Origin of the sequence: Centipeda artemidis DSM 19719 (assembly GCF_000426665.1) — a bacterium.
GTDB lineage: Bacteria > Bacillota > Negativicutes > Selenomonadales > Selenomonadaceae > Centipeda > Centipeda artemidis.
In genome coordinates this window covers 33,603-47,210 of the sequence record NZ_AUFU01000017.1, presented here as the reverse complement: position 1 = coordinate 47,210, position 13,608 = coordinate 33,603, and the positions used below count along the sequence as shown (strand labels likewise).

Genomic DNA, 13,608 nt, shown 5'->3' with positions numbered 1-13,608 from the left:
CGGTCTTGGGGGACTTCAATCCGAACGCTCCCATAGCTGCTGTTTAATGTCTTGGATTTGTACCCATTGCGAGCGTTCTCATTGGCGGAGCGTTGGGATTTTTCGTAGCCTAAATGGCTGTCCATTTCCGCCTCCATCATTTCCTTGATGGTTCCGCCCAGCAGGTCTTTTAGTGCGTCTTGGATGTCGGATGTGCTCTCAATGTCATACTCTTGAAAGAGTTGCTGAATGATCGCTCTTTTCCCATCGGTCATTTTGACTTTGTGAACTTCTTTTTGTTGTTTTGCCATAATCAAAGGCCTCCTGTGATTAGATTTTATCATAGAAGACCTGTTTCTTCGAGTGTGAAGTTTTTTACAGAGTTTCTTTCACACACTCGGGAAATCTTATGCCTCGACCCTACAATATTTAATCGTTGATTTTCCAGTGTCCGAATCGTTTGCTGCCAACGCGCTCTACGCGACCAGTCTCACGAAGCTGTTTTACTTCACGTTCAATTGTCCTTTTTGCTACGTTCAGTCTTTCTGCCATTTTAGCCATTGTTATTTTGGGATTATCTATGAGCAACTCCAGAATCCTACCCGCTATACCGACATCCAAACCGACATCTAAACCGACATCATGTCGGTTTTGAGATTTTGGATGAGCAATAAGTGCACCTTGGAGTGCCTTGAAATGTACTCGAAGTCCATTTCCTCGTAGTTCATAAAACGGAAGGTCTGCCCCCAGCTCTTTACAGGCCTCGCAGATTTTTTCGATACCGCGTCCCCAATGTTCAATGTATCCGGCACGATAGAATACATTTGCAATATCTGGATTATACGGTACGGAGTCATGAGGCTCCATCAATGTCTCTACCGTCCATCCATCTGGAAGAATGCACTGATTGCTTATGATAAATGCCTCATCCTCAATGCGAATCTGAACGGGAGTCCCAAACATATAACAGGTGTGGGCAATCGCGTTATATACTGCCTCACGGATGGCATCTCTTGCATAAGGGTATGTTTCCACCCGACGATCATGTATATATGACACATTAGCTTTCAGATACTTCAGATAAATCAGGTCGATTACTTGATCTGCATTCTTTATCAACGAATTTTCAAGATCATCATGATATTGCAGATCCGCTCCATCTCCGAACTTAGCGATTTTTATATAACTACCATTTTGTACAACGCTGGGATCGTGGTAAAAGAGCAACACTGCTGATCTTTTTAGTTTGCCGTTGGACATCAGATGCAACTTGCTTAAAAGCTCTGTGTTAGAAAGATCAAGATCCTCCTGAACCATTCGTTTGCTTCTTAGGGCTTCTCTACGAAAGATTTTGAAGCTCTCCTCGTCGAGATCATCTACTGTAATGTCCTCGACTGTTACATCCTCCCAACGAACCCCCGTCTTTCGCATAATAAACTGCGATAGCGCAATTCCGGTTAGTTGTTGTTTTGTGGCTCCGCTGCGATAATGGAATTCTCCATGATAGCTGATAGGGAAAGTGCTAGGCTCTACTTTGATTTCGAGATACTCCACACCATCTTTTGTGTGTTTGTTGACATCCGCAACGATTCCAAGACCGGACTGGATTTTATTCGGAATATCCTCCATCAGCTTTTTGATGTTCTTTACACCGACGATGTTTCCGGAATCATTCACACCGATGTACATCGTGCCGCCCTGTGCATTGGCAAACCCACAGAGCCATTTCAGATACTCGTCCCGCCAAGACTCTTTATATTCTACATTTTGACTTTCGGGCATATATCGATTCCTCCAAAGCATATTGTGCTTCTGTATTGTTGGATCCATTCTAACAATTGAGATCACATATCTTCACTATACAAATTGAGGGGGGCATACCATACTCTATTCTTTTATATAACATAATAGAGCTCCATGCTCAAATTTTTCAAAGGTGAATAAGGATTATTGATCTTCCGCATTATACACATCATTCAAAAATCCATACCTACCTTTTTCTTTGTTTCTAGAGAATTGAATAACATGGACAGCATTTTCCTCACTGTCAGTGGGAATGAAGGGCATACGTTTTGTTTGCTCAACAATGATGACCTGTCGTTCGTGGGCATTAGAGATGAGATAATTTATGAAATTCTGTTTTATGGTATCGTTTTGTTCTTTATGTTCCGCTTCAGAGAGCTGCGTCAAGGAGGAATCGACTGCATAGAAGCCGGGAGCACTCCTTCCAAGATCAATGAGGTATGAACTCATCGCCATTGTTGTGATTGTGTTCAGTAGTCCGCAGAAGCCTCCACCCATTGAGACGGATTTTTTAAGCCCCTCAATCTCAATGTCGAAGTTCTCCATATTAAGTCTTGCTGAACTCGCTCCTCCAATATGGGCGGCTTTCAAAATCTGCCGAAGTTTCTTTTCAAAGCCTTTGATGAGATCGTAGTCATAATCCTCGAACACATTATACTTCGAGGGGCGCGATACTTCTTCTGTTTCCTTGTTGAACAACTCACTACTGTACTGTATTTCGTCTTGACGGACAAAATCGAGCTCTCCTGAAAGCCGTATCAGTTTTAGATGTTGTTCAAGTTTTTCTTCAAAAGAACTTAATTGAGGCTGTAATTGCTTAGTAATCAGGGTATCAATAGCATCTTTCTTTTCTTCTAATGCCCTGATTGTGGTAATGATCGTTTTTTGTTGATGATTGACGCCTTGCTGAGCAACATTTAGTTCGGATAGATGATGTTTAATTTTTTCAAGTTCAGCTGCAGATGCTTCAATAAAAGATGTGCTCTGTACACGTTCTGCATATTCACCGCAGATAGGGCACTTAACTTTTTTTCGGATAGGTGAGATACTCGCTGCGCCATCAACAATAAACTCGATTCGCCTGATATCAGCTTGATACTGTTGGTGTAGGACAGAGAGATTATGTTCTACAGTTTTTGATTCGGAGAGTTTACCATTCCATGCATAGATTTCCGACATAATCTGCTGACTTTCTTTTGCAGCAGAATCCATCCGTGTCTGCAGGTCAGAAATCTCTTTTCGAATACGCTCGACGCTCGTACGAGGATCTGTGATATTTGAGGATGAGAGAGCAACTTCTAGTTTTTCTCGTCTGGCAGTGAGTTCCTTTACTTTTTCTTGAATGTATCCAATCACAGCCTTCTTTTTTGCTTCGCTGATTTTAGGATCTTCTGTTGCAATAAGGGAATTGGCATCTTTCCCGGTTAATAAATACAACAACACTGATGCCGATGCTGTGTGACCTATGGTATTGGGCGAAAGTAATGCTGAACTTTCTCTTGCGACATCTCCTTGCCGAATGAAAAACAGATGGAGCATGCTTCTCCATGTTAAATCTTGGGTTTTAGTGCCTGTTTCTGCCGAACGAATAACATGCGGTTCATCAATTCCAAGCAAATGAAGATAGACAGCGTTGATATTCTTCTTGGCGTTATGACTTACGCTGTATGTACCATGCTCAACTGTTGGATCTGTGCCGCTGACGAGAATTTTTGAATCACCTATTTTGCGCTTCAGAATAACGCTTCCTGTGCCTGTTGCCAAATGGAGCGTGACATACTCATAGCCGTATTGGTTATCAACAATTTTTGAAGGTCGGTTTTTCTTCGGGGAGAATCCGAATACATAATCCAAGCATTCCATGATGAGGCTTTTTCCTGTATTGGAAGGTCCCAATATAAAATTCAAACCAGGTTTGAAATCAATGACGGTGTCTTTATGCCATCCACCGGACACGATCAGTTTTTCAATATAAAATCTATTCATGTCCGACCTCCTTTAGTGATTGAACAGTAAGTTTGTTTATTTCTTTCAACATCGCCTTGGCATTTGCTCTATTAAACTTACTAAGTACAGCATGAGTTGCAATAATGTATTCTTTTGCATAGTCATTGTCAAATTGCTTACAGACTGCCATTCCAAGCTCTGTAATAGCGTATCTGTATCCGGTTGGGGTGGGGAATAGGCGAACATATCCATCCAGTACAAGGTTTTTTAAAGCAGAATCCACCATATGCTTTCTTGCTGGATATTCACTAAATCTGTAATCGCCATATCCGTGCAGGTTTTCATCCAGCAGACCAAAGTCCGATGCGTAAACAGAGATGAAATCTAATGCACTGACTTGTGGTTCATCTAATTTTGAAGGAAACAACTCTTTCAGCATGAGAAGAATACGGAGAGAAATTTCAAAGACTGAGCCAAGGGCGGATTCACTCATTACTTCTTTCTTCTCCTTATCCATGTCAGTTTACCGTCGTTCACAAGATGATGGCACACACCTTTTTTGATCCTTCCCCCGATCCAATATGGAGATGCGCTGAGAACATAGTTTGTCATCGGTGTGGTGACTGCCTGCTCCATTACTGCAAGCATACGCTCATAACCATTCGGGTGTGTTCGTTTTGCTGTGTCTGTCACGCCGACAAGAGTTTCGGATTTCAAGATGTCAAATTGATCGGTTAGACTGCCACTGCCCAACTCTAATACTCCGCGCCGTATGCTTTCAGCCGCATAAAAATCGATACGGCGACCATTTAAATCCTCCTCATAATCTGGAAATGATGGGAGGTCATTCGCCGAAAACACATTCATGCCCTCGGCATCGCCGTATGCCAAAAACAACTCATCAATATATGTTTCCTCATTTTGAGTCGCTTCCTTAGGAACCGGTACATTAGCCGGACGGGGGAGCGACTTTATTTTTTCTTGGATGTCATTGATCAGCGTCAGATCTAAATCAGATTTTTGAGAGGGGGGAGATGAGGCAATATTGTTGATGATGTCTAAGATTATAGACTCTAACAGGTCTGCACATGCTGTGGCTGGATCATCACTTGAAATGTTATGGCTACGTAACCAGGCTGAGATCTCATCATAAGAGTCTGAGTCAGATATCCGATCCCATATCCAATTCGAGAATTTTTCCTTATTACGGTGGTCATAGAGATATTGTGCATCCTTTACTTGAATGAGGCGGATTCCTTTGATGTATCGATACTTTGTGTCATTCTGTCTCTTCAGTAGTTTACAGGCGTCCATTGCAGCATCTTGTATGAAATTCCCGATCAGCTCAGTGAAATAGTCATACTCCGATTTTCCATATGAAATATAGGCTGAAAGACCTCCAGCATATTCAGAAAAAGTCATGACTATATTCCTCCTGTTTGAAGATTTCCTTTCTGTCCGAGAGCGTCCGGGAGTGTCCGTCCAGTCCGATTTTTAAATAAGCTATTTTGCTAAACTGCTGTTAGTAAGTTGATTTTGTAGAAGTCCTCATCAAGCACAGCATATGAAATCTCTCTGTGAAGATAGTGCATAGAACTATTATAACACATTTCCAAGACAGTCCTTGCACCTTTGTCGTTTTATCAGGGAGAGCAGAGGAAATCTAGTACATCTGAATTATAACACGAGCAAGAGTTTCTTTTCTCGCTTTTGTGAGAAAAACCAGAAAAAATTCTAATCAACAAGCGGTGACCAAATCGGATGTATGTGTCCGCTTCTATGTAGAGAAAGATTTTTAAGGTGGTGGTAGGAAAAATCAAATTCGGTTTCCCTAGGTAAGTCAATCTGTTGTCCAAGATGGCCATAGGACGGCGGGATGCGAATAGGGATGCTGACAGGTAACGAGCTTGTCAGTATCTCTATGCTCCCACCGTGCTTCTTTATGCCCATTTTCGGATAGAAGCCCGTGCGTAGTTTTGTATCCCGCCGTTCGGCAAGAACGAAAGGAACGCAAAACTATGAAAATCCAGCTCGACGGCATCATCAAAGACTACTCCGCGCAGGAGGTCAAGGTACTCCAACAGCAGGGGCATCGCTTTCAGATCAGCAGAAAGCTCGGCGTGCATGTCCCCGTCCCGATTCAGATCCACGAAAACGGAAGATTCCGCGATACGGGCATGGACGAACTCGTCCGGCGAAAGGCTACCGGAGAAAAGTTCCTCAAGGCGTCGGAGCGGGCAATTTATGCACCTGTCGATGCCGAGCAATACTCTGCTGTCATGCGACCGATCTGGCGGGAGGACAAGCGGGAAAAGCGTGGGCAGCACTGTATCTATGAAGGAAAGCCCTGTTGCGCCAACCGCAGCTGTGACGGATGCTTACATCCCGTGTATCGGACAATCTCCTTGGAGCGTGCGGTAGAACTCAACGATCCCGAACTTCCTGTCCACGAAGATGCCGCCGACACCGTCAGCTGCAGAGAGCGCAATCGTAGACTGTACGAGGTCCTCAGTGAACTCGATCCCATCGACTATGAAATTCTTGTCCGCAAGGCGGCGGGAGAGTCGGAGCGTACCATTGCCGCCGCTGTCGGCTTCAAATCTAAGGAAAGCATTCGTAAGCGCATGAATAAGTTCATGCCCGGGCTTCAGGCACAGCTCAAAGATTTTATGTAAAAATCGGTGACCAAAACATACGGCGGTGTCCTCTTCTTTATAGGAAAGTGAAAATCCCCGCAGTCAATCGAAAGGAAGTGATCTCCATGCGGGAGGAAAATGAAGCAATAGCCGAGCTTATCGGCGTTCTTCACCGACTGGTCGATGTCTTGGAGGAATTCGTGCAGAGTTCCGAAGGAGAGGAATCGTTACCAACGGAGAAGACAGAAGCACCGACCCTTGAGGAGGTACGCGCCGTACTTGCGAAACTCTCTGTCGAAGGACACAGTGCCGCAGTCAAGTCATTGATCGCAAAGTTCGGCGCGGACAAACTCAGCGACATCGCACCGGAGCAGTATGCGGCACTCTTGAAGGAGGCTGAGCGCATTGGCACGTAAGCACGCCGTCCTCTCTGCATCCTCTGCCGCACGATGGATTGCCTGTCCGCCGTCGGCACGGCTCAATGCGGAGAAATCCGACACGCCAAGCGAGTATGCCGCACAAGGAACAGATGCGCATATGCTCTGTGAGTACAAACTTTGCAAGGCTCTGGGTGAGCGGGTACGCGATCCGACCAAGAATCTCGCCTACTATGACACTGAGATGGAAGAGTGCGCTGAGGCATACTGCCAGTTTGTGATGGAACTGGTCGGTCAGTTCCGTGACGAGAGCAAGGACACGATGGTGTCGGTGGAACAGCGTGTGGATTTCTCGGACTTTGTGCCGGATGGCTTCGGTACAGCCGACACGCTCATCATTTCGGGTAAGACCGTCTGCATCGTGGACTACAAACACGGCAAGGGCATCGAGGTCAGTGCCGACCATAATCCACAGATGATGTGCTACGCGCTCGGCTGCGTCCAGATGTTCGATGGCCTGTACGACATAGACGAGGTACGGATGGTGATCTTCCAACCGCGTCTTGCCAACATCTCGGAGTTCAGCATCTCGAAATCCGACCTTCTGGCATGGGCGGCAGATACACTCGTACCTGCGGCAAAGCTGGCACACGCAGGAGAAGGTGAGTTCTGTGCCGGAGCGCACTGCCAGTTTTGCAAAATCAAGGCGACCTGTCGCAAACGGGCAGAGTACAATCTGGAACTCGCTCGTTACGATTTCGAGATGCCGCCGACACTGGAGGACGCAGAGGTGGAGGCGGTGCTTGCAAAAGCCGACACGCTCGCCGCATGGGTCAGCGACATCAAGGAGTACGCCCTGCAGCGGGCAATCCAAGGAAAACAGTGGGCGGACTGGAAACTGGTCGAAGGCCGCTCGAATCGGAAATACACCGACGAGGCGGCTGTCGCCAAAACCGTCAAAGAAGCAGGCTTTGAGCCGTATGAGCAAAAACTGCTTGGGATTACGGCGATGACTGGTCTGCTCGGAAAAAGTAAGTTTGAGGAACTGCTCGGCGCTTTCGTTATCAAACCACAGGGGAAACCAACCCTCGCTCCCATGAGCGACAAGCGGCCGGTAATGAATACCGCAGCAGAAGATTTTAAGGAAAGTTGAGGAAAACACATCATGGCAAAAGTTATCAATCCGACAAAAGTAATCACGGGAGTCAAGACACGTTGGAGCTATGCCAACGTCTGGCAGGCAAAGTCCATCAACGGCGGTGCACCGAAGTTCAGCGTATCACTCATCATTCCGAAGAGTGATACCAAAACGGTGACGGCAGTCAAGAACGCCATTCAGGCGGCGTACGAGGAAGGGCAGTCGAAACTCAAGGGAAACAGCAAGTCCGTGCCCGCGCTCTCTGCAATCAAGAACCCGCTCCGTGACGGCGATGCGGAACGCCCAGACGATGAGGTGTACAAGGATTGCTACTTCATCAACGCAAACTCTGCGACCGCGCCCGGCATCGTGGATGCTGCCCGCAATCCGATCATCGAGCACTCGGAGGTCTACTCCGGCGTTTACGGACGAGCAAGCATCAACTTCTACGCATTCAACTCGAACGGCAACAAGGGCATCGCTTGCGGACTGAACAACCTGCAGAAGATTTCCGACGGTGAGCCGCTCGGGGGCAAGACCCGCGCCGAGGATGACTTCGCAGACGAAGACGAGGATTTTCTCAGCTAAATAAGAGTTGACCGACACGGGCAGCGGGGATTCTTCCTCGCTGCCTTTGTCACGGAAGGAGAAGTGACATGGAATCATTGTCCGTTGATCTTGAAACTCGGAGCAGTGTGGATATTAGCAAGAGCGGCGTTTACCGTTACGTCGAGGCAGAGGATTTTGAGATCCTGCTTTTTGGCTATGCCGTGGATGGAGGTACGGTGCAGGTCGTTGACCTCGCTAATGGGGAGCGGATTCCGAAGGAGATTCTGGATGCTCTGACCGATGAGAGCATCATCAAGTGGGCGTTCAACGCCAATTTTGAGCGGGTGTGCCTGTCGCGATACTTGTCGAACTTGGGGATGACCCTCGATCCGTTCCATGATAATCATCCACTTTCTACGGTGTGTGCCCGCTTTCTGAATCCCCGCAGCTGGCGTTGCACAATGATCTGGTCTGCGTACATGGGACTGCCGCTCTCACTTGCCGCCGTGGGCAGGGTGTTGCGACTGGAAGAGCAGAAAATGGCCGAGGGCAAGTCTCTGATTCGCTATTTTTCTACGCCTCCGTTCCACAAACCCACGGGAGAGAGGTGGGAACTGTTCAAGTCCTATAACCGGCGCGATGTCGAAGTGGAGATAGCAATACAGAAACGTCTGTCCAAATATCCTGTGCCGCAGTCGGTATGGGATGAATATGTGCTCGACCAGGAGATCAATGATCGCGGGATACGTCTGGATATGCCGCTCGTAGATAACGCTGTTAGGATTGACTTGCTCACTAAGGAGCAGCTAACGGACAAGCTGAAAGCCTTGACCGGGCTTGAAAATCCGAACAGCGTGGCGCAGATGAAAGAATGGCTCAGAGACTACGGTGTCGAAACGGAGTCGCTGGATAAGAAGTCTGTGACAGCTTTGCTCAAGACCGTCCAGTCTCCTGTCTCCGATGTACTGGCGCTTCGTCAGCAGCTTGCGAAATCCTCAGTGAAGAAATATCAGGCGATGCAGAATACCGTTTGTGCGGATGGCAGAGCACGAGGAATGTTTCAGTTCTATGGGGCGAACCGTACCGGGCGGTTTTCGGGACGCATCGTGCAGCTGCAAAATCTTCCGCAGAATCATTTCTCCGACATCAAGTGCGCCCGTGATCTCGTGTGGCAGGGGAACTATGCAGCACTCGAAATGCTCTATGACTCCGTGCCGGATGTGCTTTCTCAGCTTATCCGTACAGCCTTTATCCCAAAGGCGGGCAGGAAATTCATCGTTGCGGACTTTGCTGCCATCGAGGCACGGGTGCTGTCATGGCTTGCCAAGGAACGATGGCGCATGGATGTTTTCGAGGGCAACGGCGACATTTACTGCGCTACGGCGGGCAGGATGTTCCAGTGCAACGTAGTGAAACACGGCGAGAACGGGCATCTACGGCAAAAAGGGAAGCAGGCAGAACTGGCGTGTGGCTACGGCGGATCTGTTGGCGCACTCAAGGCATTCGGTGCATTGGAGTCCGGGATGAAGGAAGAGGAACTAAAGCCGCTCGTGGATGCTTGGCGTTCGGCAAGCCCGAACATCGTGGATTTCTGGTGGGCGGTGGATCGTGCGGCAAAGGACTGCATCAAGGAGCGCAGCACAAAAGTCACGCACGGAATCCGGTTCATCTATCAGGGCGGTATGATGTTCATCGAACTTCCGAGCGGCAGACGGCTTTCCTACGTAAAACCGCGCATCGGAGAAAATCAGTTCGGCGGCGAATCCATTACCTACATGGGGCTGGATCTCTCAAAAAAGTGGGCGCGGATCGAATCCTACGGCCCGAAGCTCGTGGAGAATATCACACAGGCCATCAGCCGTGATATTCTCTGCTGCGCCATGCAGACGCTGCGAACGATGGATATTGTCGCGCACGTCCATGATGAACTCATTATCGAATGCGATGAGCGGATCTCCCTTCCTGTCATTTGTGAGCAGATGGCACGAACCCCGCCTTGGGCGGAAGGGCTTCTGCTCCGCGCTGACGGCTTCGAGTGCCAATTCTATCAGAAAGACTAATTTCCATCCTCCCAGAAAATTGGGAGGATTTTTGGTGACCAAAACCTCTCGGTTCGTCCTCTTACTGATGAGAGGAACTAATCTGTTTTCAAAGGGAGGAAATCTTATGTTCTATGTCAAGGAAAACATCAATGACGCTCTGGAGGTCACGGTGGAAATCAATGACGAGAATGTCTTTTGCCATTGTCCGCGCTGCGGAGCAGAAGTGCCTGTCGACCTCAACGAGTTTTTCGGCGATGCGGAGTTTGACCTCTTCGGTACGGCGATTTGCTGCACGGAATGCAGCCGAAAGATGCGGTGTGAGAAATGATCGAGCGCAGGAACCACGAGGGCTATGCCGACCCTACGGCATACGCCGCTCTGACTAAGGTAAGCCGGGAGGGCAGATTTGTTTATATCTGCTCTCCTTATCGGGACAATCCGCGCGTCAACGTCATGCGGGCGCGGCAGTACTGCAAGTTCGCTGTCAGCAGGGGGCGCATTCCGATTGCCCCGCATCTGTATTTCCCGCAGTTTATGTCAGAGACAAACGAGCGTGGGAGAGTGATGTCCATGAACCTCGAACTTTTGCGGTTGTGCGGCGAAGTCTGGGTGTTCGGCGAAAAGATCACCGAGGGCATGGAAACGGAGATTGCTCATGCCAAGAGGCTGCGGAAGAACATCCGCTATTTCACAACCAAATGCGAGGAGGTATCAGGATGAGAGACTTGGCGATTGCCTACGGAAACAGCCGTCAGGCAAAGAATTGGGTGAATAAAACCATTCGGTACGAGGATTTGAAGGAGCGGCTCAAGGTCACCATCCGTACAGCGGAATCTGCGGAAGAATACGCAAAGATGTCAAAGGCACAGAGAGATGTGGCAAAAGACCACGGCGGATTTGTCGGCGGTGCGCTGAAAGGCGGTCGCCGCAAGGTTGATGCCGTGGAACTGCGCTCGATGATCGCTCTGGACGGCGACCGTATTGACAAAGCGTTCCTCGATGACTATGAAACGAATGCGTCGTACACTTCATGCCTTTACACCACGCATTCCAGTACGGAGGCGAATCCTCGCGTAAGACTGGTATTCCCGCTGCTGCGGGATGTCACCTCGGAGGAGTTCGTGGCAGTATCCAGGTATCTGGCGCAGATGCTGGGCATTGACTTTTTCGATGAATGCTCCTATCGGCCGAATCAGCTGATGTACTGGCCGTCGTCTCCGCAGAACGGCGTATTTGTCTTCAAAGAAGTGGAAAAGGAATGGCTCGACCCGGATGCGATCCTGTCGGCGCACTCGGAATGGACGGATCCGATGAGGCTTCCCACATCCTCTCGTGAGAGCAAGGCGAATCAGGTCACGCAGCAGAAGGTGCAGGATCCTCTTGAAAAAGAAGGCACAGTCGGAATCTTCAACCGGGTATTCTTTCCTGTCACCCGTGCTCTTGAAACCTTTCTTGCCGGCGTATACGAGCCGACCGAGAGCGAAAGCCGCTGGCATCTCATCGCTTCCAGCAGCATTGCGGGCGTGGAGATCAAGGATGAAAAGTTTGTCTATTCCCACCATGCGAAAGACCTGGCATATCTGAAACTCTGTAATGCCTTCGATATCGTCCGCGTCCACAAGTTCGGTGATCTGGATGATAAGGCATCCTTCCGCGCCATGTGCGATTTTGCCATGCAGCAGGATGAGGTCAAGATTGTGGCGGCAAACGAGCGACTGAGTGAGGCAGAAAAAGACTTTGCGGAATCTGTCGATGACGAGTGGAAGAAACGTCTGCAGCGCAATAAGAACGGTGTACTGGAAAACAGCCTCCATAATATCCGGCTCATCATGGAGAACGATCCGTACATGAAGAACATCGTGTTCAACCAGCTGGCGGACGGCATGGAGATTCGCGGCGCGGTTCCGTGGAAACATCCTGCGCGGTTCTGGCGGGATGCGGACGATGCACAGCTCATCTGCTATATTGACGCAAGCTACGGATCCTTTTCACAGAGAAATTATGACATTGCCGTGACCAAGGCCGCAGATGACCGCTCCTACCATCCGATCAAGGAGTATTTCGACGGTCTGCCGGTGTGGGACGAGATGCCGAGAGTGGACACCGTCCTGATTGATTATCTGGGGGCGCAGGACAACGCCTACGTCCGCGCTGTGACCAGAAAGGCACTTTGCGCGGCATATATGCGTATCTATCATCCCGGCATCAAATTCGACTACATCACAGTGCTCAACGGAAATCAGGGCATCGGGAAATCCACGCTGATCGCCAAACTCGGCATGGAGTGGTTCGCCGACAGCTTGACGCTTTCCGACATGAACGACAAGACGGCAGCGGAGAAGCTGCAGGGCTACTGGATTCACGAGATCGGTGAGATGGCAGGTATGCGTAAAGCAGAGCTTGAGAAGGTGAAGGCGTTTGTATCGAGGCAGGATGATAAGTACCGCGCCTCTTTCGGCAGACGGGTCACACCTCATCCGAGACAGTGCATCTTTTTCGGCACGACCAACAGCGAGAACGGGTATCTTCGCGACATTACGGGAAACCGCAGGTTCTGGAACGTCAAGGTTACGGGTGACGGCAGAATGAAGCCTTGGGATCTTGGCCAAGAGATGGTGGATCAAATCTGGGCGGAGGTCATCGTTCTTTCCAATGCCGGAGAGGAACTGTTTCTCGACCACACCTTGGAGGACTATGCCAGAAAGGAACAGTCCGAAGCGATGGAGCAGGATGACCGCGAAGGGCTTGTCGCACGTTATCTCGATATGCTTCTGCCGGAGACATGGGACACGATGGACGTGCATCAGAGAAGGGATTATGTGCAAGACCCGGACGGTCTCCTGAATGCCAAAGGAACGATGCACCGGGAGACCGTTTCCAACATCGAGATATGGTGCGAATGCTTCGGCAAAGCGAAGGAGGACATCAAACCTGCGGACAGTTATGCCATATCTGCCATCATGGCAAGGCTTCCCGACTGGTCGCGTCCTGAAACGAGGCGGCGCATTCCAATATACGGTCTTCAGCGGCTTTATAAAAAGATGTGACAAGACGGCGTGACAAGGTGGTTCGTGTGACAACGCAGGTAAAAGTTGTCACACTTCCATCGTCGTATTTCTTGGCATTTATGACGATTT

The 13,608-nt window shown here is 49.0% G+C and carries 13 protein-coding genes; 8 read left to right on the top strand and 5 right to left on the bottom strand.

Annotated elements, in window-relative coordinates; genetic code table 11:
* The 5 genes from K341_RS11820 to K341_RS0109620 form a co-directional block, all read right to left on the bottom strand.
* Positions 1–254 (bottom strand): transposase (locus K341_RS11820; RefSeq protein ID WP_428829700.1); only part of this gene is annotated, 254 nt, incomplete at its 3' end.
* Between the two features lie 154 nt (positions 255–408).
* Positions 409–1,761 (bottom strand): RNA-binding domain-containing protein, encoded by a 1,353-nt coding sequence (locus tag K341_RS0109635; protein WP_026762657.1) that lies wholly within the window; start codon positions 1,759–1,761, stop codon positions 409–411.
* 165 nt (positions 1,762–1,926) lie between these two features.
* A complete protein-coding gene (locus tag K341_RS0109630) occupies positions 1,927–3,768 on the bottom strand; it encodes a coiled-coil domain-containing protein (RefSeq protein ID WP_026762656.1) in 1,842 nt (613 codons plus the stop codon).
* Entirely contained in the window at positions 3,761–4,246 is a 486-nt protein-coding gene (locus K341_RS0109625) for an ABC-three component system middle component 2 (RefSeq protein WP_071604421.1), read from the bottom strand. Before K341_RS0109625 ends, K341_RS0109630 begins: the two co-directional genes overlap by 8 nt.
* Positions 4,222–5,151 (bottom strand): ABC-three component system protein, encoded by a 930-nt coding sequence (locus K341_RS0109620; protein WP_026762654.1) that lies wholly within the window; start codon positions 5,149–5,151, stop codon positions 4,222–4,224. The genes K341_RS0109625 and K341_RS0109620 overlap by 25 nt, the downstream gene beginning before the upstream one ends.
* Positions 5,152–5,747: 596 nt before the next feature.
* Between K341_RS0109620 and K341_RS0109615 the strand changes: the two genes are divergently transcribed.
* The 8 genes from K341_RS0109615 to K341_RS0109580 all read left to right on the top strand — a co-directional run bounded on the left by K341_RS0109615 (position 5,748) and on the right by K341_RS0109580 (position 13,518).
* Positions 5,748–6,404 (top strand): hypothetical protein, encoded by a 657-nt coding sequence (locus K341_RS0109615; RefSeq protein WP_026762653.1) that lies wholly within the window; start codon positions 5,748–5,750, stop codon positions 6,402–6,404.
* A gap of 86 nt (positions 6,405–6,490) precedes the next feature.
* Positions 6,491–6,781 (top strand): hypothetical protein, encoded by a 291-nt coding sequence (locus tag K341_RS0109610; protein WP_026762652.1) that lies wholly within the window; start codon positions 6,491–6,493, stop codon positions 6,779–6,781.
* A complete protein-coding gene (locus tag K341_RS0109605) occupies positions 6,771–7,895 on the top strand; it encodes a DUF2800 domain-containing protein (protein WP_026762651.1) in 1,125 nt (374 codons plus the stop codon). Before K341_RS0109610 ends, K341_RS0109605 begins: the two co-directional genes overlap by 11 nt.
* A gap of 12 nt (positions 7,896–7,907) precedes the next feature.
* Positions 7,908–8,468 carry a DUF2815 family protein gene (locus tag K341_RS0109600; RefSeq protein WP_026762650.1) on the top strand — a complete coding sequence of 187 codons (561 nt, stop codon included), beginning with the start codon at positions 7,908–7,910 and terminating at the stop codon, positions 8,466–8,468.
* A 68-nt stretch (positions 8,469–8,536) separates the two neighbouring features.
* The gene (locus K341_RS0109595; protein ID WP_026762649.1) at positions 8,537–10,489 is read left to right on the top strand and encodes a DNA polymerase; all 1,953 of its coding nucleotides are present in this window, start codon (positions 8,537–8,539) and stop codon (positions 10,487–10,489) included.
* A gap of 106 nt (positions 10,490–10,595) precedes the next feature.
* Complete coding sequence (locus K341_RS0109590) at positions 10,596–10,799, top strand: hypothetical protein (protein ID WP_009442047.1); 204 nt, start codon at positions 10,596–10,598, stop codon at positions 10,797–10,799.
* A complete protein-coding gene (locus K341_RS0109585) occupies positions 10,796–11,191 on the top strand; it encodes a DUF7768 domain-containing protein (RefSeq protein ID WP_026762648.1) in 396 nt (131 codons plus the stop codon). The genes K341_RS0109590 and K341_RS0109585 overlap by 4 nt, the downstream gene beginning before the upstream one ends.
* A complete protein-coding gene (locus K341_RS0109580; protein WP_026762647.1) occupies positions 11,188–13,518 on the top strand; it encodes a virulence-associated E family protein in 2,331 nt (776 codons plus the stop codon). Before K341_RS0109585 ends, K341_RS0109580 begins: the two co-directional genes overlap by 4 nt.
* Positions 13,519–13,608: the final 90 nt, after the last annotated feature.